General features: G+C 57.0%; 18 protein-coding genes, 1 tRNA gene and 1 CRISPR repeat array. Of the genes, 12 read left to right on the forward strand and 7 right to left on the reverse strand.

The features are described from left to right. Positions 1–186 precede the first annotated feature (186 nt). The 6 genes from KUW62_RS13335 (at position 187) to KUW62_RS13360 (ending at position 8,778) form a co-directional block, all read left to right on the forward strand. Positions 187–1,464, forward strand: a complete 1,278-nt coding sequence (locus KUW62_RS13335) for a site-specific integrase (RefSeq protein WP_224815959.1) — start codon at positions 187–189, stop codon at positions 1,462–1,464. A gap of 1,693 nt (positions 1,465–3,157) precedes the next feature. Next, the gene (locus KUW62_RS13340; RefSeq protein ID WP_224815960.1) at positions 3,158–3,340 is read left to right on the forward strand and encodes a hypothetical protein; all 183 of its coding nucleotides are present in this window, start codon (positions 3,158–3,160) and stop codon (positions 3,338–3,340) included. A gap of 68 nt (positions 3,341–3,408) precedes the next feature. After that, complete coding sequence (locus KUW62_RS13345; protein WP_224815961.1) at positions 3,409–3,666, forward strand: hypothetical protein; 258 nt, start codon at positions 3,409–3,411, stop codon at positions 3,664–3,666. Positions 3,667–4,097: 431 nt separating this feature from the next. Next, on the forward strand, positions 4,098–4,322 hold the full coding sequence (locus tag KUW62_RS19110) for a hypothetical protein (protein ID WP_370632893.1): 225 nt from the start codon (positions 4,098–4,100) through the stop codon (positions 4,320–4,322). Between the two features lie 994 nt (positions 4,323–5,316). Continuing rightward, positions 5,317–7,755, forward strand: a complete 2,439-nt coding sequence (locus tag KUW62_RS13355) for a calcium-binding protein (RefSeq protein WP_224815962.1) — start codon at positions 5,317–5,319, stop codon at positions 7,753–7,755. Between the two features lie 132 nt (positions 7,756–7,887). Next, a complete protein-coding gene (locus tag KUW62_RS13360; RefSeq protein WP_224815963.1) occupies positions 7,888–8,778 on the forward strand; it encodes a hypothetical protein in 891 nt (296 codons plus the stop codon). A 575-nt stretch (positions 8,779–9,353) separates the two neighbouring features. Here KUW62_RS13360 and KUW62_RS13365 read toward each other — a convergent pair. Continuing rightward, positions 9,354–9,662 carry a hypothetical protein gene (locus KUW62_RS13365; protein ID WP_224815964.1) on the reverse strand — a complete coding sequence of 103 codons (309 nt, stop codon included), beginning with the start codon at positions 9,660–9,662 and terminating at the stop codon, positions 9,354–9,356. A 1,863-nt stretch (positions 9,663–11,525) separates the two neighbouring features. Between KUW62_RS13365 and cas9 the strand changes: the two genes are divergently transcribed. From cas9 to cas2, 3 genes are read left to right on the forward strand one after another with little or no spacing between them, the layout of a single operon-like run. Beyond that, entirely contained in the window at positions 11,526–14,795 is a 3,270-nt protein-coding gene (cas9, locus tag KUW62_RS13370) for a type II CRISPR RNA-guided endonuclease Cas9 (protein WP_224815965.1), read from the forward strand. Between the two features lie 59 nt (positions 14,796–14,854). Then, positions 14,855–15,766 carry a type II CRISPR-associated endonuclease Cas1 gene (gene cas1, locus KUW62_RS13375; protein WP_224815966.1) on the forward strand — a complete coding sequence of 304 codons (912 nt, stop codon included), beginning with the start codon at positions 14,855–14,857 and terminating at the stop codon, positions 15,764–15,766. A 35-nt stretch (positions 15,767–15,801) separates the two neighbouring features. Next, the gene (cas2, locus tag KUW62_RS13380) at positions 15,802–16,107 is read left to right on the forward strand and encodes a CRISPR-associated endonuclease Cas2 (RefSeq protein WP_255599378.1); all 306 of its coding nucleotides are present in this window, start codon (positions 15,802–15,804) and stop codon (positions 16,105–16,107) included. A gap of 73 nt (positions 16,108–16,180) precedes the next feature. After that, positions 16,181–17,269: direct repeats of the CRISPR family, unit length 36 nt; unit sequence AGTTTAGCTGTTCAGAATTCGAGGTCCAGCCGCAAC. Between the two features lie 81 nt (positions 17,270–17,350). Here cas2 and KUW62_RS13385 read toward each other — a convergent pair. Next, complete coding sequence (locus KUW62_RS13385) at positions 17,351–19,435, reverse strand: DUF3363 domain-containing protein (protein ID WP_224815968.1); 2,085 nt, start codon at positions 19,433–19,435, stop codon at positions 17,351–17,353. Positions 19,436–19,957: 522 nt separating this feature from the next. Here KUW62_RS13385 and KUW62_RS13390 point away from each other — a divergent pair. Further along, entirely contained in the window at positions 19,958–20,266 is a 309-nt protein-coding gene (locus KUW62_RS13390) for a hypothetical protein (RefSeq protein WP_224815969.1), read from the forward strand. Here the strand turns inward: KUW62_RS13390 and KUW62_RS13395 are convergent. From KUW62_RS13395 to rarD, 3 genes are all read right to left on the reverse strand, one after another. After that, entirely contained in the window at positions 20,185–21,453 is a 1,269-nt protein-coding gene (locus tag KUW62_RS13395) for a DUF6538 domain-containing protein (RefSeq protein WP_224815970.1), read from the reverse strand. The genes KUW62_RS13390 and KUW62_RS13395 overlap by 82 nt on opposite strands. Before the next feature lie 142 nt (positions 21,454–21,595). Continuing rightward, positions 21,596–21,685 (reverse strand) — tRNA-Ser (locus tag KUW62_RS13400). 99 nt (positions 21,686–21,784) lie between these two features. Next, positions 21,785–22,678, reverse strand: coding sequence for an EamA family transporter RarD (gene rarD, locus KUW62_RS13405; RefSeq protein ID WP_224815971.1), 894 nt, complete (start codon positions 22,676–22,678; stop codon positions 21,785–21,787). A gap of 90 nt (positions 22,679–22,768) precedes the next feature. Between rarD and KUW62_RS13410 the strand changes: the two genes are divergently transcribed. Both KUW62_RS13410 and KUW62_RS13415 read left to right on the forward strand, forming a co-directional pair. Then, positions 22,769–22,981 carry a hypothetical protein gene (locus KUW62_RS13410; protein WP_224815972.1) on the forward strand — a complete coding sequence of 71 codons (213 nt, stop codon included), beginning with the start codon at positions 22,769–22,771 and terminating at the stop codon, positions 22,979–22,981. Between the two features lie 2 nt (positions 22,982–22,983). Further along, complete coding sequence (locus KUW62_RS13415; RefSeq protein ID WP_224815973.1) at positions 22,984–23,364, forward strand: DUF2541 family protein; 381 nt, start codon at positions 22,984–22,986, stop codon at positions 23,362–23,364. A 78-nt stretch (positions 23,365–23,442) separates the two neighbouring features. On the opposite strand, the gene KUW62_RS13420 is transcribed toward KUW62_RS13415, so the two are convergent. Together KUW62_RS13420 and ychF are read right to left on the reverse strand one after the other, a co-directional pair. Next, the gene (locus KUW62_RS13420) at positions 23,443–24,186 is read right to left on the reverse strand and encodes a hypothetical protein (protein WP_224815974.1); all 744 of its coding nucleotides are present in this window, start codon (positions 24,184–24,186) and stop codon (positions 23,443–23,445) included. Positions 24,187–24,266: 80 nt separating this feature from the next. Continuing rightward, positions 24,267–25,364: a redox-regulated ATPase YchF gene (ychF, locus tag KUW62_RS13425; protein WP_224815975.1), complete on the reverse strand. Its 1,098-nt coding sequence runs from the start codon at positions 25,362–25,364 to the stop codon at positions 24,267–24,269. Between the last annotated feature and the right edge of the window lie 92 nt (positions 25,365–25,456).

Raw genomic sequence — 25,456 nt, forward strand, 5'->3', positions numbered from 1 at the left:
CAGTGACACTCGCTTCGTTCAATCTTACGGAGCACCAAAGACATGCGAAAATCTGCACACGCCCCTTCGTTGTCCTCTCAGGAGAACGTGAGAAAGCTACAGCCAAGAAACAGCCCCTATTGGAACATCCTGGAGTTCTGCCGTCACATTGGCCTGCAGAAGCAAGCTTCTGACAGATTGTATTGGATGGCCCGAGTTCGTCGGTTGGACGGCGGCTATTCCCAGACAAGGCTTGGGCCGCACATGATGATGGAGGATGATGGGCTGACCTACAAACAGGCATTGCAGCGCGCAAAGATTTGGTTCGCCGAACCAAATGTTATTGCCACTGCTTCGGAGCCTTACTCTGCAGGGGTCAATAGCAAGCTGAACTACACCAAATCGGAGAACCGTTTCACAGTAGGCGACGCGATGCATGCCTTTGTGGAATGGAAACGTATCGCGGCAGCAAGGACATACTTCGAGACGTCCCTGTCGCTAATCAACCATCACATCATTCCTCGTCTCGGTCATTTGCCCGTCGAGGACCTCAGCCAATCTATTTTCACCCAGTTCTGCATAGACGTCCTTGAGACCGCGCCTAAGAGGGGTCGAGCCAACCAAGGGAGCCGCGTGCGCCTCGAGCATCTCGATCATGAACGACTTCGCAAAAGGAAAAAGACCCTCAACACTGTCATCGGACTTCTCCGAACTGCAATCGAGATGTCATGGGAAAACGGCGATGTCAAAAGTGAGCTGTACTGGCGGCGCCTGCGGCGGGTGCCACACGCTGATACCCCGCGGCAGTTCTTTTTGACCCGCGCCCAAGCAAAACGACTTATCGCCTCCTGCCGTCCCGATTTGGCGCTCTTAGTACAGGGTGCACTCTACACGGGCTGCCGAGTGTCCGAATTGGCGGGCCTGAGAGCTCGACATGTCGGCGGACACGTTTTTGGAATCTACCTCGAACCAATGAAGAGTTATCGCGGACGATACGTAGTACTGCCAGCCGAGGGCATGACATTTTTCTTGGATCAAATTGAAAACTTAGGTGACGAAGACCTCGTCTTCCGGATGTCCTCGGGTCGGTCATGGTCTGGATGCCATAAGCACTTGTTTAGGGAAGCCGTTAGGCGGGCTGGTTTGCCGGAAGGCTTCGTTTTTCACGGCCTTCGACACACCTACGCTAGCCAACTGGTTCAAGCCGGGACGCCACTTGCAATGATTGCCAAGCAGCTAGGTCACACCAACACTGATACTGTTAGCCGGACTTATGGTCATCTGTGCTGCGATGGACTGGAATCCGAAATCTCACGCCGATTTGCACCTCTTAAGGTGGCCGTGGATGATCCGAGACTAAAGCGCTTGCGGGATGCACTACAAAGCAAAGCAGAGCCCCAATGGTCTTGGCCAAGAAGGAATAGGAGCAAGGCCTCTGGTGAATTGGTAAGTCTGCTCCGAGAACGCGAGGACGAACTAAGGTAAAGTACGGCCAAAGCAGTGGTTCGTTCGCGGTAGGCGAGCTGCAGGTCAAGGGGCTGCCGTTTTGGTTTCAACGGATTGATACCGCTTAGATAAACAGAATTGGGCTAGCAAAAATGCCGCCAGCAATGCCTCCCCAAAAAACCTGCGAAACTGGCGGAGAGAGCGGTTTGGATATCCGTGAAAGCCTTCTCTATAACGGCCACTTCACCCATACGGCGACACCAGGACTACTGCCTCAGTTTGATCCAATTGCAGAATTGCCGAACGGATTACGTCTACGTGTCAGAAATAATAGGTTCTACGCCTTTGCCGACTGACTACACCAAGAAAGTTGTGGTATCACCACACTCTAGCCAATCCAAGAAATGATGGCATCTGGCGTGATTATCGATCTGCACTCAATCCGCGTCATCGGATGGGATGTGCTGCGGTCCAATTATGTCTTGTCTCTTACAAAGCAGTACAAGCGCTGTCTCAGCTCAACGTATGGAATGCCAGTGTCCTCGCTCAGTCCTCGAATTGTTCCGTCATAAATATCCAGTGCAGCGAACGTCCCGTGAATTTCGGAGTAGTCCAGCGCCATCTCCGCAATCAGATGAAATACCCTGTCAACGACAACCATCCCCTTCCTTCCCTCCACTCTTTGCCAGATCACATTGGTGGAGTTTGGTTAACAATTTCCTAACCAGCTCCGGCAACGTTGCAGCCTCCCTATCTGGGCTTTGTCCTATGCTCGGAGAGACGTAAAGGTCGGCGAGCTTCGGCGACGTCTAAAAGGTATTGTTCTCGGTGTTGGTTGAACTCGACGTGTCACCGTTGCCGCATGCTTGACCTGCAACTCCGCCGCTCTGACACATTGCAAGAGCGTTGTCACAATTGGACAGGTGCAAGGGTGTTCTCGAATAGTGCTACGGAACCACAGACCGCGATACTGCCCGAAACGCACGCATATTGTATCGACTGCGCTTTAGGTCAGTGTTTGTCTCACCTGGGCGACTATCACATCGACGTTCGTCGCCGTTTGCGCTGCGCAAATGACCAACTCTCACTGTAGTGAGCGTGCTCTTTGAACGGACACGGATCGAATAAGCTCCTCAAGTACTAATCCGAATTGACCAACAGTCTACGCTACAGCCAACAGGACGGCGATCGTTGGGCTCCAGCCGTCTTTATCAATTTCAATTGCGCGAAATGGCCTGCCTAGTCTGAGCTTCATTACGATGACGTTGATCACGCCTTGACGGCAACACTAAGGCCAAAAATGCAGGGACGGGTTCTACACCTGAACGGCCACGATTGGGTTGGGTCACCAGTTCAAAAGGTCGCATCGCAGATGCATACGCGCTGCAAACATCCGGCGCGTTCGTGCCCGTCCGGCGCTACTACAGGATGGCCATCATTTGCGGGTCGCAAAAGTCGCTTCTCTTCATAGTCTGTATGAATTTATTTGAAGAACAGGCTCTCCGCAAATCGAGGTCTTCTTTGGAGCAGCAAAACAACTCATTCATACTGAGTGTACGTCAAATATCCGTGTGGTGGCAAAGAGACGTTGACCTAAGGTAAGGATATCAATGGTGCCAATACTGGCTCCACCTACCACATATCGGCGACTTTCCGCCAACGGCACCCCGAATTAACCTGATGTTAACTATTCTTAGATCAACCTTAAATTGTAGTAAACACGGGTGCTCTTATGGATATCGACACAAAATTCCTCGCACGCTTGAAGCACGCAGAACTGGTTGCCCGGGAGTACGGGTTCGACCACACCGCTGAAGTTTTGCGCAAGCTCGCCAACGCGGAGGCTTCAAGCGCAGACCGAGCAGACAAGACGCAGCTGAGTGTACAAGAGCGTGAATCATTGCCACAGCAGTAACAGCACGACTTTACGGTTTATTCACGGGTGCATGAAAAATACTGGAATCAAATGCACCGGAGGCCGATGTGAATTTTCATGAAATTCTTTTTAGAATTGTCGCCGATTTGGCACGAGATGAAGCGGCCCCGAGAAGCAGTGCGTTTACAATAGGCTATGACGAGCTCATTTCAGCTGCACAGGAGGATACCAAGCTCACACTTGACGAAGTATTGCTCGGCATCCACAGGGCCGATACGAAAAGCCGCCTAGAAGGCTCCTACTATCGGATTGCACCAAAGCAATCCGATAGTGTGAAACCAAGTGCCAAAAAATCCCATTTGTGATTAGGGTATTTGGAACGGGAGCGGCCAGCGTATTTTTCTCGGCTTGTTTTTGTTTCCAAAGATTTTCTAGGGCTTTGCAAAATTGGAGCTACATCACATTTCTATTTTGTGCTCAACTGCGCTTCAGGCACTCTCTTTTCTTCCGGTTCTGTCGCTTCGGATCCTTCAGCCGCCCACTTGTATTCTGACTCGGTTGCCCGTGACCTACCCCCTGAAACGTCTTGGATTCGACGTTAGCTTGTTCTCCAACAAAGGAAACAGACGATGAAGAGAAACTGTTTCAGCGAAGCGCAGATCATTGGGATTCCGATGTAGCACACACCGCGCATGAGCTCGCCTGACCTGTACTGCAAGCATGGGATCGGTGATGCGGTGTTCAACCACTGACGGCGAGGGTACTTCGACGTGCGGTCGCCTACCCCAAGCGGCTGATGGCGTTTGACGGCCAGAATGCGAAACTCAAGAAATTACCGGCCGTGCAAATGATTTACGTGGCAACGCTGGAAGAGATACATGAAAAATCTTCTGAAGCCCAGCTCATCGAGCAAGGCTGTGAAATGGGCCACGAAGAGCAAAGGTTTCACTCAGCGGCAGGCTTGCGCGTTTGTCGGAGTCGATCTGCACATACACCGGCGTGCATCGAAGCGCCAGACTGACAGGGAGCTGCGGGACGTGTGAAGAAACGCGCGTCTATACGGCGGCGGCTCGTCTATTAAAGGCGTCACATCCCGCTCGAGCGCGACGGCAAAAGGGTGAACGGGCATAAGGTCTACCGGATCTACCGCGAAGAAGGGTCAATCGCCCATAAACGTTACGAACACAAGCGGGCGATCGGAACCAACAGACGGACTGTCACGCCTCGAGAACCGAAACAGCGCTGGTCGCTCGACCTCGTATCGGACGCCACGTCGGATGGACGTCAGTTTTGCATTCTCTACGTGGTCGACGACTTCACTCGCGAACGTCAGGCGGCGGCCCTGGACACTTAGGTCTCCAGTGTCCGGGTCGCCCACTAACTGGACCGGCTCCCCGGAAATAGTCTGGTAACCCCAATTGATAGTCGGCGATATCGGAGACGAGCTTACTCCAAACGCGATGCTTAGAGGAGAGGAGAAGCGCCGGGCGTAAATGCGCTACATTCCGCCAAGCAAGCCACTGCAGAACGGCTTCTTCGGAAGCTTCACCGCCCGCCTCCGCATCGAGTGACTCAACTAGCACTTGTCGCACCCACGCGCGATGCCCGCCATCTGATTGCGGTATGGCACTGCGACTACAATCAACTGCGCCCCCACGCTACTTTCGACCGGCTCACACGCTGGAAGTATCATCAACGGATGAGAGAGTACCAAACTCTGATCAGAGCCAATTTGTATACGTGGAGCCCACAGGAAGCCGGTTATAGCCTCCGAGCTTAGGCTGAAAATCTTAATAGGACCATTGGCCGTAACCGATGAGGCAGCATTGCCACGCGGTCACCGTGTAAGTCATCCAGCATCCCTCCAAAGTTTCGTAGTAAAACGAATCTAAACAGTAAGTGGAAAACTGTCGAAACATGACCAAGATCTGACCCAAAGAAGATCCGCTCACCACGAATTTCCGCCATGTGGACCATGCATCTTGGCAGCGACCGAACACTGATGGTGGCTCCAAATGGATTACGTAACAATAACAGATGTCAATGAAACCAACCAATACATGGAGGCGGGCTACTTCAATACGAACCTCTTGCCGTACGCGAACACCGGTGAGACTCCATTCGGAGGCAATGGTGGAAACGAACTAGGGATCGTTACGAATGAATCCAACTCCGCAGTTCAGTTATTTGATATCGAATATGTCAGGTTTCCCGCAGGACAAGAAAAGGCGGCCTTCTCCGAGTCGGGAATACTTGAAGACGGCGAGATTCCACAATTCCTCGCAAACTTCCTGGACTATGCCTTGGAAAATGGAATAGGTGTAAACATCGTAATTCCAGTCGAAGGATTAGAAGCTTATGGGGGACAGAATCAAGAAGAGATTCTCACCCAACTTCCAGTTCTCGTTGAGAAAATTTCTGAAAAATATGCCGACGTCGTGAAGGGATTTGAACTTGGGAACGAATATTGGTTTGGACGAACGCCAGGCGATGAAAGCCGAGAAGTTGAATATGGAATGGCCGCTGCAAAGGCGGCACTAGCAATCAATTCCGGTATGCAAAACGGATTTGACGCGTCAATCATTATCCAAGCGAGCGGAAATCTCGCGGCTTCCTATGGCAACAATTTGACCGAAGCAAATCAAGCCATACGGGATGCATTTTCCTCCGTGGCAGATCCAGCTGACCTGATTGATGGGGTGGTACGCAACTTTTACTGGCGCGATGGTGATACGGGTGCTTTCGATAACGATTCTGGAATCTTCAAAGAAGATCGTGGAATCTATGAGAACCTGCACGACGAGTCAGGTACGGGATGGAACGACTGGGCAGGTACCGATCTCACCACCTACGTTGGTGAGTACAACTTAACAAATCGGATGTCCTTTGCGGAAAACGAGCTAGACCTTGGTGTCCATGGAGCTTCCATGCTGCTTGAACACTACACGAACATGATTGAAGCCAACGTCGATTACGCTTTTGCTTGGCCAATTCTGCACAACACGAGAAATGCGTTTCTTCATCGACATGAAGAAATTGAAGTATCCACTATCGGAGAATTGGAGATAGTTTCCAACACCACTCGCGCTGCAATGTTTGACTTGCTTAGGCAAACTGTGGTGGGGCACGAGCTCTTGGATATCGATTGGGATAGCAACTCTGGGCTTGAACTTACCGCCTTTAAAGGACATGGGAGAGAACCCGTCTCCGATCAAAATACAGCCTATGATATCACAATCTTCTTTAGCTCCCGATCCGAAACCTCGGTTCTTCACGCAATTGATCTTTCTTCTCTGGTAAATTCCTTTACTGGGTTTTCTGGCATAAGTATCTTTTATGGAAATGAAGATGATCACCAACGCGATGCGCTGCTTACTGAGATTGAATTGGACTTTCTTGGTGACATCACCGCATTCGAGCTGCTTCTTCAACCGTATGAAGTTGTTCAAATTACCTTTTCGCTCGGGTACGAGGTATCGCCCGAGGGAACAATGCGATTTACAGAGAGCGACGACCATTATGAGTCGAATTCAACTTCTGGCAGTTATGATCTCGGCGAAGGAGACGATACTATCATTGGTGGAATTGGCTCAGACACAATAATCGGTGGGACGGGAGATGATCTCATATTTTCTGGAAACGGCGATGACGTCATTAACGGTGACGGAAGTTCAGATACCATTTTTGGTGAAGCGGGTAATGATCATATCCGTGGCGGTTGGGGCCGCGACTCGATTAATGGTGGTGAAGGAAACGACAGCATTTTTGCCGGCTCAATGAACGATACAGTAGATGCGGGAGCCGGCAATGATTGGATTACTGGTGATGCTGGTAAAGACCAATTGTATGGCGGTTCGGGACATGACCTAATTGACGGGGGTGACGACGCGGATCGCATGTATGGGGGAGCTGGGGTGGATACTCTCTATGGGGGCTCGGACTCTGATCTCTTGCACGGCGAGGCTGGTGATGATCTTGTCTGGGGCGGCGAAGGTGACGACGCTTTGCTTGGTGGAAACGGGAATGACCGATTGTTTGGGGAAATCGGCGAAGATACCATAATTGGTGGGCGCGGTGACGATTTGGTTCGCGCCGGATCTAATAGTGACGTGGTCAAGGCAGGATCCGGTTCGGACACCATTTTTGGTGGCGGTGGATTTGACTTCCTAGATGGTGGTGAAGGAAACGACTGGATATCTGGGGGCTTCAATGCTGATCGCTTCATATTTGGAGAGAACCATGGAGACGATACCATAAGCGACTTTGAATATCAAAATCCTGCAGAAAAGATTGTGATCTTTTCAGGGGATGTACCCCTCGATTTCTCAATGCTTCTTGATGGCGCTGTCGATTTAGAAAGTGGGGTCGTCCTAGATACAGGTATCGGTGGTTCGATCCATTTATTGGGAGTTTTTGCGGCGGACTTGGACCCTTCGGACTTCGCCTTTTTCTAGGTCGGGCGAGCTTCTGGCAACAACATCGTTTGTATTCGATCGAGCTGACAGGTGATCCGTTAACTACGACGTAAACCCACTAGGTACCTGAACATAGGGACGTGATATGAACCTAGTACGTGGAGGTTTTCGATGATTGCATTCCTTGCTTTACTGACCATGGGACTTGGCTTGGTAGCTATGCTGCCGGATGGGGAAGATGAGATGATGTCGGCCACTGAAGAAGAAGGCGCCGACGCGGATTTGGGAAGTGACCTTCTTCCCTACGATGCTGATGGACAAGATCTTCTGGATAGTATTGACCCACCTTTGACAACTGACAGTTCTGTCAATGATCTCGAGACTGGAGAACTGCCAATCACCGGTGACGCTCAACTTGAAGATATCTTGGATGGGTCCGAGGCGATGGATCCGGTAGTTGACCCAGGTGGATCGGTTGGGGACGCGACTTATGAGGTGGAACTCGACGTAAATGAATTCGACATCGTCGATTTGACGGGAGATGACAGCGATCTGCTAAGCGGTGGGGCGGGCGGAGATCTTCTTGTGGGAACCTCAGGCAGCGAAGAAATTTCTGGCAACTCTGGTAATGACTTCATACATGGCGGAGGCGGCACTGACACTCTTTTGGGCGGCGACGGGGATGATACATTGATTTCACTTCACCACCCTCATTTTTCCGACGCCAGTGAGCCAGCTCGGCTAGTCGGCGGTTCTGGTGACGATGTCCTCGTTGCTGAGGATGGGGATATTCTGGTGGGAGGTGAAGGCAATGATCTTTTTAATGTCTTTTCAGATGAGATCACCGAGAGCGATGTAGCTGAGATCGAAGACTTCGAGATTGGAAAAGACCGCATACTTTTGGAAATTCGAGATAACCTGCTCGGGGGAACGCTAGACTATACGCTTAGTGTCGACGAAACCGGCGTCACAGTATCGGTTGATGGTACGCCGGTCGCTCTGTTGAAAGGAGTTTCGACCACGGAAGGTCTCGATATTGAGGTTAGAAGCGTAGGGCACTAGATGCGCTGCAAATTGTTCTACCTTGTGGCTATCCGCGCAGGCCTCCTGAGTATTGTCGCGATACAGTCGCTGTGATCCTTGTATGGTAAGTCGTGAACCAGTGCTCCAGGATAGGACTAGTTCCTTTTTGTTGGAGCTTTTCAGTTCACAAATTTGCGGGCAAGTTAACGTTGTGTTTACAGTATTTGTGCCATCAAGTTTTAGGCAGTCACTAAACAAATCAACTTACTGAAAAACCTGAAAATTCTCAGCTAGCCCGCCGATCAGGCGTGGCTAGCTCAATTTTCAAAGATTTACTGGAAATTTCTTGCGCGCATCTGCCCCCTTGCCATCTCGAAAGCTCAATTTCGGGTACTCGGCGCAGTACTTGAAAACAGCGGATTGGAACAAAAGAGGGAAACTTAGCACGGCTTCAGATCGAAGCGTGTCCGCGAACCATTTGAATTGGAGTTCCGCAGGCATCAAGCTCATTGCGCAACAAGACAAGCTCAGATCCGCACTGTCGAAAGAAGGATCACGAGATGTTCAAAATAGCTGGTTCTCTCGGTATCATAGCAGGTTACCGAGGTTGCATCTCACGACAACAGTTGCGACCAGGTATCGTCAACGTTCTTCACTGCATAGTTCTGCTCCACGCCGGCCAACATCCCATTAACGAGTAAGCGTTGAACTTCCTCACCCGAACACACACTATCGGCACTCATTGCCTCGACTATTTCATCGAAGTGTTCGGCCAACGCGAAACGACTGCAAAGTTCTGCCTTAACCAAGAGCTCTGCCATGAGGCTGATCGTCTTTCTAGGAATATTCAAGTTGCCCTCCAACCACTTCCAACGCGCAACTTGGACAAAGGTGGTTAACAAATGGCTAACGAGGAGTTGCAAACTAGCGCTGTGATTGTGAATGGTCGAAATCCTGCACGGATCTAAGTTTCTTGAGTCTGTGCCTGAAGTATGTGAACCCCGTTGGCCTAAGTCTGTTTCGCGAATACCAGATCGTCGGTCTCATCCCAATGCCGCGCAAGTGTGCTTGCGGTAACCGGAAGCGTACGTCGCTGCTCAAGGCTGAAGATATCTGCAGCTAGCACCGCTACAACTCGGTAAACATCCAATGGCTTTGGGAACCCTTCGGCACCATCTCGACCGAGACTAACCTCTAAGTTTGAAGCTACGGCCGCGAGAGTGAAGCAAATACAGAGTGCTGGCATTTCTGGAAATCTTTCTGCCAACCCACGCGTGACTGGACCGATGGCTTCACGACGCACGAGCAACTGCTCGGCCGCAAATGACTCCATGAGCGCCAAATTCCGCGCCGTGCCTCTCAACAACTGAACCTACCTAAATACCTAAACTGTTGGAAGTTAACACATGTAGGCGAATGTGAGCCAGCGTTCCTTCTGCTGCATATTGTATTGCGGGGCGCTGAATTTTCATCAGCAAGCGATCGTCGATGAACCAAATCTCACTTGGCGCAGCGTATTGCAATTTTTGTCAGCTTCCGAGGCAGGGCTCCTGATCTTCAAACTAGAAATCAAAAGTCGGCCATGCGCCATAGAAAGACCCCCGGCGGGTTCGGGCCGTCGCATCCGACAACCTCGCAAGACGCCAGCCCAGCGCCCAAGCTTCGGCGTCTCCGCATTAAACCAGGTCGCCAAGGATTCTTGCATCAGGATTTTCTGATAGTGGTCGCGTAGCATTTCAGCATAGCGGCCACGCGCTGACTACTATACCTATTCGGTTCGTTTCCAAGTGCAAAGACGGGCGGTTTTCGACAACTGCATGTTTGCGCTTCAACCCGACAAGTTTGACTGAATCCAACCAAATTTTCGTCAACGATGATCGGGGAATGGAATCCCGGGGTGCTATTTTGTCTATCGCAGACAGCTATGGCGGCAATCCGATACCGGCTTGAATATTTCACTTCTATGAGGTCACAGATCACATACGAGACCAGATAAGCTAGAGCCGGACCCTCAACGATTCACTAACTCTTGAGATCGCAACGTAGAAACCGAGCAAATCATGGGAACGGCCTACCCATTGGGAGCTACCGGAGCGCGCACAAAGGTTGTATTGGCCGGAACGAATTTCGGAAATGTCGACCTAGGTAACTGTAGCCGAAGAAAACATCGTCGTCGCGACCGGCCACCTTGATGAGACCGACGATGGTCATTTCCTAGGTGTACCAGCGTTCGGTGCCGAAGTGAGTGTACCCGATGCCACCGTTTTGACATCCCGCCCCCGGCCGGTCGTCGAGATGCGCTATTTCAGCGATCTGAAGGCAGTCATGACATCAAATGGCGCGTCAGCGTCAACAGAATAGCTTTCTTAGTCTCGCTTCGGTGCCAACTGTAAAGCCGGCGAGCAGAGCCGTAGCGTAGGAAGCGGCCTTCGGAGCGTATGCATAATGTTGATACTTGAAGCGACCTACTTCGTTGAAGACGGCCCATAGCGGACGTTGACTGCTATTGCTCATGATGCGATGCAGGGATCGCAATAGCGGACGGTCGCAGCATTTGCGCAATCTTGGGGCGGTAGATAAGGTTGGATCACTAGCTTTCCCTCGGGCCTGACAAAGAGGAAACGCGCCCCGTAGAACGCGCTTCAATGTGGTGCTACTTCGAGCTTGTTAACGGCTCGACCGCGAATTCTGAACATTGAGAATGTTGCACGGACCAGTCACACTTTCAAGTTGCAAGGGCCTCCCACGTCTCAGAGACTTCCCAATACTGAATGTGGAGGAACAAGATGCGCCTGGGTCTGGACATCGGCACCAATTCCATCGGCTGGTGGCTGTACGAAACCGACGGTGCCGAGGCGAATGCCCGGATCATAGGGGTGATAGATGGAGGTGTGCGCATCTTCTCGGATGGGCGCGACCCGAAATCTGGGGCCTCGCTGGCCGTCGATCGCCGGGCTGCCCGCGCCATGCGCCGCCGCCGTGACCGGTATTTGCGCCGTCGCGCGACTCTGATGAAGGTTCTTGCCAATGCCGGTCTGATGCCTGCCGACCCGCAAGAGGCGAAGGCGTTGACCGGGCTCGATCCTTACGCCCTTCGGGCAACCGGCTTGGATCAGGCCCTACCGCTGACCCATTTGGGCCGAGCATTGTTTCATCTGAACCAACGGCGGGGCTTCAAATCGAACCGAAAGACGGATCGGGGCGATAACGAAAGCGGCAAGATCAAGGACGCGACCAAGCGGCTTGACTGGGCGATGAATGAGGCAAAGGCCCGAACCTATGGTGAGTTCCTGAACAAGCGCCGCCAGCAGGCGGGCGACCCGCGTCATGTGCCAACGGTGCGCACCCGGCTCTCTGTCGCCAATCGGGACGGGCCGGACGGCAAAGAGGAGGCTGGTTATGACTTCTACCCGGATCGCAAACACCTGGAGGACGAGTTCCATGAGCTGTGGGCGGCCCAAGCCCCGCATCACGTTGAGCTGACAGACGAGCTACGCGATCTGGTTTTCGAAAAGATCTTCTACCAGCGCCCGCTGAGGGAGCCAGAAATAGGGCTTTGCCTGTTCTCCGGGTATGACGATGTCCCGCCCGACGAGCGCCGCCTGCCAAAGGCCCACCCCCTGACCCAACGCCGCACGCTTTCCGAGACCGCGAACCAATTGCGCGTCACAGCGGATGGGCGAGAATCCCGGCCTCTGACGCTGGAGGAGCGCAACCAGATCGTTTATGCACTGGACAACAGAGGGCCCACAAAAAAGCCTCCAATGTCGGCATCGAAAGGACCGGCGCTGACACTCAAACATCTGGCTGACAAAGTCCTACATCTCCCGGACGGTCAGCGCTTCACCTTGGAAACCAGCGTGCGCGATGCCATCGCCTGCGATCCGGTTCGGGCCAGCCTCTCGCATCCGGATCGCTTCGGCCCGCGCTGGTCCACGCTGGACAGCGATGCGCAATGGGAGGTGATCTCTCGCATTCGCAAGGTGCAGAGCGAGGCGGAACACGCCGCGCTGGTGGAGTGGCTGATGCAAGCCCATGCGCTTGACCGCGACCATGCCGCGGCCACTGCGAATGCCCCGCTGCCGGAGGGATACGGGCGCTTGGGGCTGACCGCGACCATCCGCATTCTGGAGAAACTGGAAGCGAACGTCGTCACCTATGCCGAAGCCGTTGCCGCCTGCGGCTGGCATCATTCGGACCAGCGGACGGGCGAGTGCCTTGATCGCTTGCCCTATTACGGCGAAGTGCTGGACCGCCATGTTATCCCGGGCACCTATGACGAAAAGGATGACGAGATCACCCGCTATGGCCGCATCACCAACCCGACAGTGCATATCGGGCTGAACCAGCTGCGGCGGGTGGTGAACAGGATCATCGAGACCTATGGAAAGCCCAACCAGATCGTGGTCGAATTGGCGCGGGAGCTGAAGCAATCCGAGCAGCAGAAGCGGGACGCGATGAAACGCATCCGCGACACGACGGAGGCGGCGAAAAAACGGAGTGAGACCCTCGAAGACCTTGGGATCAAGGATAACGGGCGCAACCGGATGCTTCTGCGGCTATATGAGGACCTCGGCCCCGCCATCGGGCCGCGCTGCTGCCCCTATACCGGCAAGCCGATCAGGGTGGGAATGGTCTTCGACGGCTCGTGCGATGTTGACCATATCCTGCCCTATTCGCGCACGCTGGATGACAGTTTCGCCAACCGGACACTCTGCCTCACGGAAGCCAACCGCGAAAAGCGCAACCAGACCCCGTGGGAGGCTTGGGGCGACACCCCGAAATGGGATGCGATTGAGGCCAACCTGAAAAACCTGCCCGACAACAAACGTTGGCGTTTCGCCCCGGATGCGATGGAACGTTTCGAGGGCGAAAACGATTTCCTCAATCGGGCCTTGGTGGACACTCAGTATCTCGCCCGAATTTCTCGTGCCTATCTGGACACGCTCTTCACCAAGGGTGGCCATGTCTGGGTTGTTCCCGGGCGGCTGACCGAGATGCTGCGGCGCCACTGGGGGCTGAACTCGCTGCTGAGCGACAAGGATCGCGGTGCCGTGAAGGCCAAGAACCGCACCGATCACCGCCATCACGCCATCGACGCCGCCGTGGTGGCTGCCACCGACCGGAGCCTGCTGAACCGGATCAGCAAAGCCGCTGGGCAGGGTGAAGAGGCGGGCCAGTCCGCCGAGCTCATCGCCCGCGACACGCCCGCGCCCTGGGAGGGTTTTCGCAGCGACCTCGAAGTGCAACTCGGAAAGATCATCGTCAGCCACCGCGCCGATCACGGCCGCATTGACCGGGAGGGTCGCAAGCAGGGCCGCGACAGCACAGCTGGGCAGTTGCACAACGACACCGCCTACGGGCTGTCGCGATTGGACGGCGAAGAAGAAAAGGTGGTTAGCCGTTACCCGCTGCTGTCACTAAAACCTGGCGATATCGCGCTGACGCCAAAGGGCAAGAACATCCGCGATCCGCAATTGCAAAGGGTGCTGGAAATCGCGACCCGCGGCAAGGACGGCAAGGAATTTGAAGCCGCTTTGCGGGCGTTTGCCCTAACGCCCGGACCCTATCAGGGCCTCCGCCGTGTTCGGCTGATCGAGACCTTGCAGGAAAGTGCCCGTGTCGAAATTGGCGCCCGCCCGCAGGGAGGTCCTCTCAAGGCCTATAAAGGGGATAGTAATCATTGCTATGAGCTTTGGCGTCTGCCGGATGGCAAGGTAAGACCGCAGGTCGTCACAACGTATGAGGCTCATACCGGCATCGAAAAACGTCGTCACCCGGCAGCCAAGAGGCTACTGCGTGTCTTCAAGCGCGACATGGTGGCGTTGGAGCGAGAGGGCGAGACGGTGATCTGTTGCGTGCAGAAGTTCAACCAAGCGGGGATATTGTTTTTGGCACCTCATTTGGAAAGCAATGCGGATGCCCGGGATCGTGACCCAAATGACGATTTTGCTCTTTTTCGGATGAGTCCAGGACCGATGCACAAGGCGGGCATCCGCTGTGTTTCTGTCGATGAAATCGGCCGCCTTAGGGACGGCGGCCCACCAGCCCTCTGACCCGGATTCGCTCGAATCGCTAAAATATGTCAGTCTTCCAAGGGTTTGGAGAGTGACGTATGGACCAGATCGTGGATATCACCACGGACGGGCGGCATCTGTCGCGCGAGCGAGGGTTCCTGAAAGTAAGTGACGGTGCCGAGGAGATCGGCCGCATTCCGCTGGATCAAATCGCCGGTGTGATTGTCCACGCCCATGGCACCACGTGGTCGACCTCGCTGCTGACCGAACTGGCGGATCGCGGCGCCCCCGTTGTCCTTTGTGGGTCGAACCATGCGCCCCGCTCCGTCCTTCTGCCGCTTGAGGGGCATCATGCTCAGGGGGCCCGGCTTCGCGCCCAGTGGCAGGCCAAAGCCCCGCTCATGAAACAAGCGTGGAAGCAGATCGTTATCTGCAAGATCGCAATGCAGGCCGCCGCACTGGAGGCCGTGGGTGAGGCCCATGCGCCCGTCGCCATACTCAAGCGCAAGGTCACCAGTGGCGACGCGACCGGCGTCGAGGCTCAGGCGGCCCGCCATTACTGGCCCCGGATGATGGGCGAGGATTTCCGGCGGGACCGCACGGCGCCCGATCTCAACGCGCTCTTGAACTACGGCTATACCGTACTGCGGGCCGCCACCGCACGTGCCGTCGTTGCCGCCGGACTGCACCCTACCATCGGATTGCACCATTCCAACCGGGGCAATGCCTTTGCCCTAGCCGACGACTTGATGGAACCCTTCCGCCCGCTTGTCGATTGCTGCGTGCGTTCTCTCTCTGCGCGCAACGGGCCACAAGTGGATACCGAGGCAAAGCAGACGCTAGCCCAGCTCATCGCGCTCGACCTACCGTTGGGCGATGGCCTCACGCCCGTGTCGGTTGCACTCGGCAAGCTCGCCATTTCATTGGGTCAGAGCTTCGAGGCCGGGACGCTGAACCTGGCGCTGCCAGCCCCTCCTGATGCACTTACTCTTGCGGGGCTGGGGTCATGACCGCCGCCCCTGTCTTTATGTCTGGATACTGGATTATGTGGATACTCGTGATGTTCGACCTGCCCACCGACACCAAGCCGCAACGTAAGGCGGCAACGAAGTTTCGGAATTTCCTGCTGGACGAAGGGTTCGAGCGTAGCCAGTTCTCGGTGTATGCCCGGTTCGTAAACGGCAAGGAAGCCTTCAAGACCCGCGTGAACCGGATCGAGCGGCATCTGCCTGAAAAGGGCGACATCCAGATCCTCAACTTCACCGACCGGCAATATCGTGATATCGTGCATTTCTCGGATCAGGGCCGAAGAACGGCTCGTAAAAATCCGGAGCAATTGGCGCTGTTTTGATGATTTTTTCTCAGATTGCCTCACCCGACCTCTCCCAAAAACCTCATTTTTTCAGGGGCTTGGAAGAGGATCGAGTTTAGCTGTTCAGAATTCGAGGTCCAGCCGCAACACATCCGTCATGTGGGGGTGCTGGAAGGTCAGTTTAGCTGTTCAGAATTCGAGGTCCAGCCGCAACGTGTCGGTATCGATGCCACTCGCAATGCGAAGTTTAGCTGTTCAGAATTCGAGGTCCAGCCGCAACACTGCGGCCAACGCAGGCGAAAGCGCGAAGAGTTTAGCTGTTCAGAATTCGAGGTCCAGCCGCAACTGTTATGGCCTAAAAGCATCAGCTGTCTCAAGTTTAGCTGTTCAGAATTCGAGGTCCAGCCGCAACGAGAGAGCGCGCGAGGAGGAGAAACGGAAAGTTTAGCTGTTCAGAATTCGAGGTCCAGCCGCAACTGTCGTCGGCAACGGCGCTCACGCGGTTCAAGTTTAGCTGTTCAGAATTCGAGGTCCAGCCGCAACAACCGTCGGTGCTGGCCGTGACATGATCTGAGTTTAGCTGTTCAGAATTCGAGGTCCAGCTGCAACCAGGAGGAACACCCGTTTTACGTTCGGCCTAGTTTAGCTGTTCAGAATTCGAGGTCCAGCCGCAACGTTCAACAGCCTCGACGCCTGGCGGGCGCAAGTTTAGCTGTTCAGAATTCGAGGTCCAGCCGCAACGAAGCGGATGCCGGGGCGTCCGGAGTACCGAGTTTAGCTGTTCAGAATTCGAGGTCCAGCCGCAACCGGCGAGTTGATTGAACACTTCCTGAGAAAAGTTTAGCTGTTCAGAATTCGAGGTCCAGCCGCAACTACGGAGCTTGTTAAGGCGACGAACCATGCAGTTTAGCTGTTCAGAATTCGAGGTCCAGCCGCAACCCAGGCGGGCGCGCAGCAGTCGTTCCTTGAGTTTAGCTGTTCAGAATTCGAGGTCCAGCCGCAACGATGCTGAGTGTGTCTCCCTCGCACTTCAGAGTTTAGCTGTTCAGAATTCGAGGTCCAGCCGCAACTATCGTAGGCACGCGGGCGCGGGTTGCCGAGTTTAGCTGTTCAGAATTCGAGGTCCAGCCGCAACGCAGGTTGCGAGCATCTCAAAGAGGTGCCCAGTTTAGCTGTTCAGAATTCGAGGTCCAGCCGCATGCCTTTGAACGGCTGCTTTCACTCAAAGACACATTAGCACTCGCATACGCAGCGAACTTCCGCTTTCCGCCCTCATCGTCCCTTAACGCCCCAGCCCCCGCTGCCTTCCGAACGTCCAGTCGATACCGCCCCCGGGCATCCCGACACCGGACACCTGCCGCCCGATGCGCCGTCCCAGTGCATCGTTCCATGGCACCAGGCTGAAGCCCAAGCCGTCATCGACCATGGCGAAGCGCCCGCTGGCCAGTTGCATTCGCCCCGTCAATTGACCATCGAACTGGCTGCCGGGCTCTACAGGTTGCCAGCGAAGGCCCAGCTTCTTCGCCGTCGCGCTCCCGACGCGCTCCACCTCACGCCCCTCCAGGCGCCGGATCAGATCCTTCGGCATGCGGATTCGACCATTGCCAACATCGATGGCATCGCCGCGCTTTACCAGCACCCGTTTGCGGCGGTCCATCGCCTGGCCGGCCTGCGCGCCGAAGCCCGCCATCCGCAGCGCGCCTTGCCGCTGTCCCGCCAGTTCCCGGTCGAGCCAGGTTGCCCCATCATGGGTCACCTGCCGCTCCAGACTGATCGGTGACAGCACGGTCATGCGCGGGCCGGGACCGTGGCGTTTGCGGTCGTAAGCGAGCCCCTGTTTGGGCAGGTCTTTCGGCACCGACCAGTGGTCCTCGTCCCATCGCTCGACGATGCCTGCGCGGCGTAGAGCTTCGAGTCGTCGCACATGGGATGCCACATAGCGATCCGGATCGGGGCTGATCTCTCGTGCCCGTGCGATCTCGATATGCCGCGACGGGCTGTAGGTTCCGTCGCTCGCCCTCGTCGCCAGGATGTTGTGGTCCGCCACGCGGGGCTCCGTCGGCGGCGGTGTCGCCGACACGATCATGCCGCGCCTGATGCCGTCGCAATGGTCGGCCTGCAGCTCGATCTGGTGCACCTGACCTTCGGTTCCGTCGATCACCAGTTGCATCCGGTCGCCTGCTTCATTGACCGAAAGCTCCTTGCTCAGAACCCGACCGACGACCCTTTGCCGCAGATTTTCCCTATGCAGGGAGAGCGGCAGCTCCCCTCGTTGCACCTCCAGATAGTTCGCCTCCAGCGCGCGATACATCGATTTGAGGATATCGCCCCGTTCCCCCATCGCCCGCAAAGCGGGTTCCGCATTCTCGCGCAAGTGCCAGACGCCCGCATCGATCTTCAGCGCCAGCCCGAGCTTCTCGAGATACTGCGCCCGCCCGATCAAGAGCGCACGATTGCGCTTCATCGTCTCGAGCGTGTCCTTGTCCGGTCTAAGATCGGCGAACGCGCTGTTAGTCCGCTGCTCGGCCATCAGCATCCGGTCAAGGCGAGTGAAGCGCTCCGAATGCACCTCGCGGCGCAACTGATCGGTGACTTGAAGGTCGGTCTGGCGGCCCAGTTCCAGCGTCACAACTTCGCTCGCCCGCTCGCGGATGCCGTGCGCGATGTAGTCGCCCGCGATGTTCAGGATCTTCCCGTCATCGGTGATGCCCCGGACAAGGATGTGGGTGTGCGGATGCCCGGTATTAAAATGATCGACGGCGATCCAATCGAGCGTCGTCTGCAGATCGGCCTCCATCCGCGCCATCAGATCGCGGGTCATCTGGCGCAGGTCGTGAATCTCCGCTCCGTCCTCCGCGGAGACGATGAAGCGGAACTGGTGGCGATCCTCGCGGCCCCGGTCAAGAAACGCACCGCCGTCAGCGACGTCACCGTCTCTTGCGTAAACCTGACCCTTCTCGCCGTCCAACGTGACGCCATCCCGCAGCAGATACCGAAGATGCGCATCGACGGCCTTGGCGCTCACGAAAGACCGCCCACGCGCTGCCCCGCGCTGCGGGTTCAGCTTCACGATCCGCGCCTTCACCGTCACCCGACGGGCGCGGGTGCGGGTCCCGTCAGCGCTCCGGCTCCATTGGTTCCGACCTTTCAACCGCGCCGCCACCTTCGCACCGCGACCGCGCGCATTATACCGTCCGGAAGCTTTTCCACTCCCGGCCAGCTTGTTCGGATCACCGCCCGCTCGGCGGATCGCCCGGTGCACATCCGCAAGGAAGCCCCGCGCCGGGCGCACCACGCGCTCTGAGCTCTGGGTGCGGTCCCGGACCTTGCCAGGGCGGACGCGGATGTCGGTGTCATTGCGGGTCATGGGACGATCATCAGGGCCACAAAGGGACCGTTCAAGAGCCGTCTGCGGGTCTTCGTGACCCGGCGTACAACGAGAAGCTGTAGCGTAGATTGGCGTAAACGTGCCGCGCGTTGGCACGGTTCAAGCCATTGAAATTAAGAAAAAATGCGAAAGTGTTGGCGGCAAGGAACAGAGTGCCGTGCCAAATTGACCCCCAAAAAACAATGTGCAGACAACAGCTTAGGGCCAGAGGCCCGGCCAGCGAGGAACTCGCTTTATCTTGCCATCCCCTTTCGTTGCTCCTGACGGCTCTCGCATACCGCCCATCAAGGCAATTTCATCATGCCGCCAATGCGTCGACGCAGCCATCCGGACCGACCCGATTCGAGGGGCATCAAATCAACTTGAATCGCGACTGCCGGCAATCAAGCACAAGACGATACGTCGATGTGGACGACAATCTCACTGTCCGATTTGCACGCTGCGGCAAGCCGTATTGCGAGCGTCGGTTTGATGCTCTGCACAAGTCCAACGCTCTGGCCCATGCTCCTCGGCATGACAGTGTCTCGCCATTCGCAGCAGCAGACCCGCCCATCCCAGACGGTCGACGCGGCGCGGATCGAGGCGGCATTGATGAAGATTGCCGCTCTGGTCGCAGATGACCCGGGCTTCACGCCGATCTTCGAGCGGCTGGAAGCAGAATTGGACGTGGCCGTAAAGAAGGAGAGGCGGCTGTCGGAGGCGCAGCGCCGGGCGCGGGCGCTCCTCACTCAAAAGGCGATGCGTCCGACCAACTCGGCGACCTGTTCCAAGGAAGCCCCTTTGCCGTATCGTTCGCGGTCAAGCCGGTGACCGAAGAGGTCGCGGCGGATACGGTCGTCGATCCCGGCGGCAAGCATGCGGTCCTCGAAGGCGTGGCGCAGGGAATACATCGAATGGCGAGGGGTCTCGAGCAGGCCGTTCGCGCGGAGAAACTTGTTCACGACCGCGCTGAGTGTTGCTCGGTTGCGGTAACGTGGAAAGCCCTCGGGATACTGCTCGAAGGCATTGAGCGAGACACCGGTCAGCGGAATGACACGACGCGCGTAGTGGCTCTTCAATTGCCGTCCTTCGGGTTCAATGGAGATGTGCGGCACGTCGCAATCGAGCCGGATTGTCTCGGCCGTCAACGCCGCGCCCTCGGAGGGCCGGTAGCCGGTGTTGATCATTCCCATCAGCAAAGCGCGCGCTTGGCCATTCAAACCGTCCAGCGCGCCTGGCGCGAGCAGGCGCGTCTTAATCCAGTCTTCACTGAACGGCGGGCGCGTCAGCTTCTCGCCCTCCTTGAACGACAACTCGCCGAACGGCAGCGACAGGCCAAGGCGCCTCATCGTGTTCACGGTCTTCAGCACGTCGCCGAGATGGATCAGATCCTTGTTCGCCGAGTTCGCAGTGACCTCGCCCGCCTCGATCCGGTCGAGCCAGTGCTGGCGGAAGTCCAGCATGTCGTCGCGGGTGATGTTGGCGATTTCCTTGTCGCCGACGACCACGACGAAGTTCTTCACCGCCTTCTTGCGGGGCGCTTCCCAGCGGCGCAGCTGGTCTTCGCTCTTGCCGAAGGTTTTTTCGCGCGCCAACGTCCAGTAGAGTTCCAGCGCTTTGGTGACCGTTATGCGGGGCGCCGGGACCGTGCCGAGCAGGGCGGCGGCCTCGATGCCATCAGGCTGGGTTGCGGGCGCTGGGATTGCCTCGACGCGCTCGACGACGTCCTCCACGGGCAACTTCGCCACCGCACCGGCATCCAGATACCGAAAGCCCCGCGCCCGGGCGAGATCACGAGCAGCTTCGTAGCGGGCCTCCGCGTCGTAACTGTCGCCAGCCAACCGTGCTTCCCACGCCTCAATCATCTGGCTCCACGCGCGATCCGCCTTGCTGCGGGCGACGGTCTCAGAGTCGGTGTGCAAGCTGATCCAGACAGTTTCGCGTGGCTCAACATCACGATACCGGCGCGGAACGCGGCGGCGGAGGTGGTAAAGACGGCCTCTCTTTGCAATGCCCATGACGGAGAAATCCCGCGTTTGTGCAGCAAATTGTGTAGCAAAATGTGCAGAAATTCAAGCGGACCGGGAGCCGCTACCAGCGCGATAACGCCGAATTTTACACTACTATCAGCCGGTTGCGAGATGGTGATCTTGAGAAAAATGGCGGAGACGAAGGGATTCGAACCCTCGAGACGGTTTCCCGCCTACTCCCTTAGCAGGGGAGCGCCTTCGACCACTCGGCCACGTCTCCGCCGACTCGTTTAGGGAAGGCGGGCGGGGCGGGCAAGTGGAAACCTTCGCGGGCGCTTTGAGCGCGGGGTGTTGTACCCCTGCGCGGCATTCCGATCCCTCAGCGACGCGATTGCCGGAACAGTGCGATGGAATAGAGCACCAAGGCGCCCCAAATCATCGGGAAGGCGATCATGCGCGCGGGGCCGAAAGGTTCCTCGAAAAGGAAGACAGCGACCAGGAAGATCAGGGTCGGCGCGATATATTGCAGGATGCCGATGGTGCTCAACCGCAGAAGCTTCGCGCCGTTGACGTAGAGGATCAGGGGTATCGCCGTGACCAGGCCGCATCCGATCAGAAGCCAGGTGTCCAACGCCGCGCCACGCAAGAATGCGCCCTGCCCGGTCGCTCCAAGCCACGCCACGTAGACCAGGGCGGGAAGGCACAGGATCGCGACCTCGAGAAAGAAGCCCTGGTTCGGGCCGATGGGCAGACGGCGCTTGCAAAACGCGTAGCCGCCCCAACTGAGCATCAGGGCCAGCGCCACCCAGGGCAGCCGCCCCTCTTCCACCGTCAGAACCAGCACGGCAAGCGCGGCCAGCGCCACGGCGCCCCATTGCAACGGGCTGAGCCGTTCGCCCAACAACACTGCGCCCAGGAAGATTGAGAAGAGCGGGTTGATGTAATACCCCAGCGCCCCGTCCAGTGCCCGATCATTCGCGATCGCCCAGATATAGACCCCCCAATTGATCGAGATGAACGCCGCCGTCACCGCCGCCATGCCCAGCATCGCGGAGGAGCGGATGGCCGTTTTCAGGTCGTCGGTCCGTCCCGTGATCCAGATCAGCAGCCCGATGATTGGCAAGGACCACAGCACACGGTGGGCCACGACCTCCATGGCCGGGACATGGGACAGGGCCTTGAGGTAGATCGGCAAGCCACCCCAGAGGACGTAGGCGCTGACGGCATAGGCAAACCCGGCCGGCGTGTCATCATTGGTCGTGGGATGCGCCATGGGCCGGCCTTCGTATTGCGGTTGGGCGGCGGATGCGCCCGACGGCGCACCTCACCTTATCCGGGCGGCCTTGGCAATTCAGGGAATGTGATGGCGCAGATCACGGAACCTGAACGCGCGCGCCGCCGATCGGTCACAGAAATTTCCAGAAATTTCTGCATGTATTCCAAAGTGTTGGAAAGAACACACGGCGCGCACCCGAAAAACCGCGACGGAAATGCGGCCTGCGCCCGTGTGACCTTACATCGACAGCAAGTTGATTATTTCAAACCAAAGACTTTTCAGAACCCAAAGGAAAATTAGCCATGAAACTGAACATCAAAGCCCTTGTCCTGATCGCCGTCGCCGCGTCTGCCGCGCTACCGGCCTCGGCCAACACCTTCCTTGGTGCCCGCGTCGCGGCCGATACCAGCGATATCGACGTCATCAGCGTCCCCGGACCCGCGCTGTTCCGCGAGGTGCGGTTTTGCGTGGTGAACCGCGCCGTGCATTTCGGTGACGTCGACGTGCGTTTCGCCCTCGGCGGCAGCCAGGACCTCAACGTCCGTCGCATCGTGACGCCTGGCAATTGCACGGGCTGGTTCAACCTGCGCGGCCCGGTCCGCAACATCGATGCGATCCGCTTCCGCTACCAGACCATCGTGAATGCCGGTCCCCAAGCGCTCGTGACGGCCCACGGGCGGTAAGGGCGAAGCGCAAGCGCGCCCAAAGACCCGTTGCCGCAGCTTCCCCGGGGGCTGCGGTTATGCGCGTCCCGACGGGACTCAGGTCGCCGTATCATCGTCTTTCTTGGACAAAGTATCGCGCAGCAGCGTCAACGCGCCTTTGAGTGCGTCCATCCCGAGCAACGTGGTCACGATCAGGCTCCACGGGATCAGAAGGATCAGCACCCCCCACAATTCCACAACAAGGCCAAGAACCCGCTCTCCCACGGCGCCGTAATCTATCGGCAGCGGCGGGGTGTTTGGGGATGCGCCCTCGGCCAGCGGCAATTGATCCGCCGAGACACGTTCGCCGCCCGTCAAGGAATAGATGGGGTTGTCGAACACGATGGTGTCAAAGACCAGAAGCGAAAAGAACAAGGCCAGGGGAATGACGCCCAGTAGGATGGACAGGATCGCGGAATTCTTCACCCGGTAGACGATCAGGCCGAGGCTAAGAAAGAACAGCGTCAGAAGGACGGCTTCGAAATTGACTGCGATCCAGCCCAGGCTTTCGAAGGGCGCCAGGGAAACGACCACCATCAAGAACAACGCAACCACGGTAAAGCTCAGCGCGGTCCAGAACGTGTCGGCGACGATCCGGGTTTCCGTCTTTCGAGTATAAGAGACGACGTAAATCGGCTCCCCCCTGTGGTCGAGCGCCATGTGATGACCCGTTCGGTCGAAGGTCGTCGGCGTTCCGTCCCTGGCAATGACAAGCTTCGGCTCCGTCAGGAACGCCTCATCCACTGCAGTCCAAGTGTAGAGTTCCGCGCCCGACGGCTTCTCGACGCCGCGAATATTCACCAGCCGCTCCGACAATCCGCTCCCTTTCGCTCAGTGGGTCACGGCAGCGTAGCAGAGGTTCTGGAGTTTTCGAAACACGCTTATCCCGAATGCAGGATATGCAGGACGTCCCCGTCCTTCACCACGTATCCCTTGCCCTCGGCGCGCATTTTGCCGGCCTCCTTGGCCGCGTTCTCCCCGCCCAGGGCGACAAAATCGTCATAGGCAATCGTCTCGGCCCGGATGAAGCCCTTCTCGAAATCGCCGTGGATCACGCCCGCGGCCTGGGGGGCGAGCGTGCCCTCCTTGATGGTCCAGGCGCGTGCCTCCTTGGGGCCGACCGTGAAATAGGTCTGCAGGTTCAGCAGCGCGTAACCCGCGCGGATCAACCGATCCAAACCGGCCTCCTCCAGCCCGAGCTCCTGCAGGAACATCTCCGCATCCTCGGCGCTTAGCTGCGCGATCTCTTCCTCGATCTTGGCGGAGATCACCACGTGGGCGTTGCCCTGCTCCGCGGCCATCTCGGCCACACGGGCGGATTGCGCGTTCCCGGTCCCAGCATTCTCCTCTTCCACGTTGCAAACATAGAGGATCGGTTTCGCCGTCAGCAGCTGGAGCATCGACCACGCCTTGGCGTCCTCTGCGGCCACGTCCACCGTGCGGGCGGGCCGCCCCTCATCCAGCGCGGCCTTCGCGGCCTCCATCAGGCGTTGCGCCTGCACCGCCTCCTTGTCGCCGCCGCGCACCTTGCGGACGATGTTCTGCAAGCGCTTCTCGATGCTTTCCAGATCGGCCAGCATCAGCTCCGTCTCAATGGTTTCCGCATCCGCAATGGGGTCCACGCGGCCATCCACATGGGTCACGTCGCCATCCTCGAAACAGCGCAGGACATGGGCGATCGCGTCCGTCTCCCGGATGTTGGCGAGGAACTGGTTGCCCAGGCCTTCGCCCTTCGATGCGCCCTTCACCAAGCCCGCGATGTCCACGAATGTCATGCGCGTGGGTACAATGGACTTCGACGCCGCGATCGCCGCCAATTTGTCGAGCCGCGCATCGGGGACGGCCACGTCCCCCACATTGGGTTCGATCGTGCAGAACGGGAAATTCGCCGCCTGTGCCGCCGCCGTTTTGGTCAGCGCGTTGAACAGCGTGGATTTGCCCACATTCGGCAGGCCGACGATGCCCATCTTGAAACCCATGATGCAGGTCCTTTTCCTGAAACCAGCCGCCTTCTACGGCCCATGACAGGTCGGGGCAAGGTGGCGCGCGCCGTGCCGCCGCCCCTAGACCC

It is taken from the genome of Hasllibacter sp. MH4015 (assembly GCF_020177575.1).
Taxonomy (GTDB): domain Bacteria; phylum Pseudomonadota; class Alphaproteobacteria; order Rhodobacterales; family Rhodobacteraceae; genus Gymnodinialimonas.

Coding starts and splice junctions, on each gene's coding strand:
- KUW62_RS13335 (WP_224815959.1), top strand. CDS start 187: ATGGCCCGAGTTCGTCGGTTGGACGGCGGCTATTCCCAGACAAGGCTT.
- KUW62_RS13340 (WP_224815960.1), top strand. CDS start 3,158: ATGGATATCGACACAAAATTCCTCGCACGCTTGAAGCACGCAGAACTG.
- KUW62_RS19110 (WP_370632893.1), top strand. CDS start 4,098: ATGGCGTTTGACGGCCAGAATGCGAAACTCAAGAAATTACCGGCCGTG.
- KUW62_RS13355 (WP_224815962.1), top strand. CDS start 5,317: ATGGATTACGTAACAATAACAGATGTCAATGAAACCAACCAATACATG.
- KUW62_RS13360 (WP_224815963.1), top strand. CDS start 7,888: ATGATTGCATTCCTTGCTTTACTGACCATGGGACTTGGCTTGGTAGCT.
- cas9 (WP_224815965.1), top strand. CDS start 11,526: ATGCGCCTGGGTCTGGACATCGGCACCAATTCCATCGGCTGGTGGCTG.
- cas1 (WP_224815966.1), top strand. CDS start 14,855: ATGGACCAGATCGTGGATATCACCACGGACGGGCGGCATCTGTCGCGC.
- cas2 (WP_255599378.1), top strand. CDS start 15,802: ATGTGGATACTCGTGATGTTCGACCTGCCCACCGACACCAAGCCGCAA.
- KUW62_RS13385 (WP_224815968.1), bottom strand. CDS start 19,435: ATGACCCGCAATGACACCGACATCCGCGTCCGCCCTGGCAAGGTCCGG.
- KUW62_RS13390 (WP_224815969.1), top strand. CDS start 19,958: ATGCTCCTCGGCATGACAGTGTCTCGCCATTCGCAGCAGCAGACCCGC.
- KUW62_RS13395 (WP_224815970.1), bottom strand. CDS start 21,453: ATGGGCATTGCAAAGAGAGGCCGTCTTTACCACCTCCGCCGCCGCGTT.
- rarD (WP_224815971.1), bottom strand. CDS start 22,678: ATGGCGCATCCCACGACCAATGATGACACGCCGGCCGGGTTTGCCTAT.
- KUW62_RS13410 (WP_224815972.1), top strand. CDS start 22,769: ATGGCGCAGATCACGGAACCTGAACGCGCGCGCCGCCGATCGGTCACA.
- KUW62_RS13415 (WP_224815973.1), top strand. CDS start 22,984: ATGAAACTGAACATCAAAGCCCTTGTCCTGATCGCCGTCGCCGCGTCT.
- ychF (WP_224815975.1), bottom strand. CDS start 25,364: ATGGGTTTCAAGATGGGCATCGTCGGCCTGCCGAATGTGGGCAAATCC.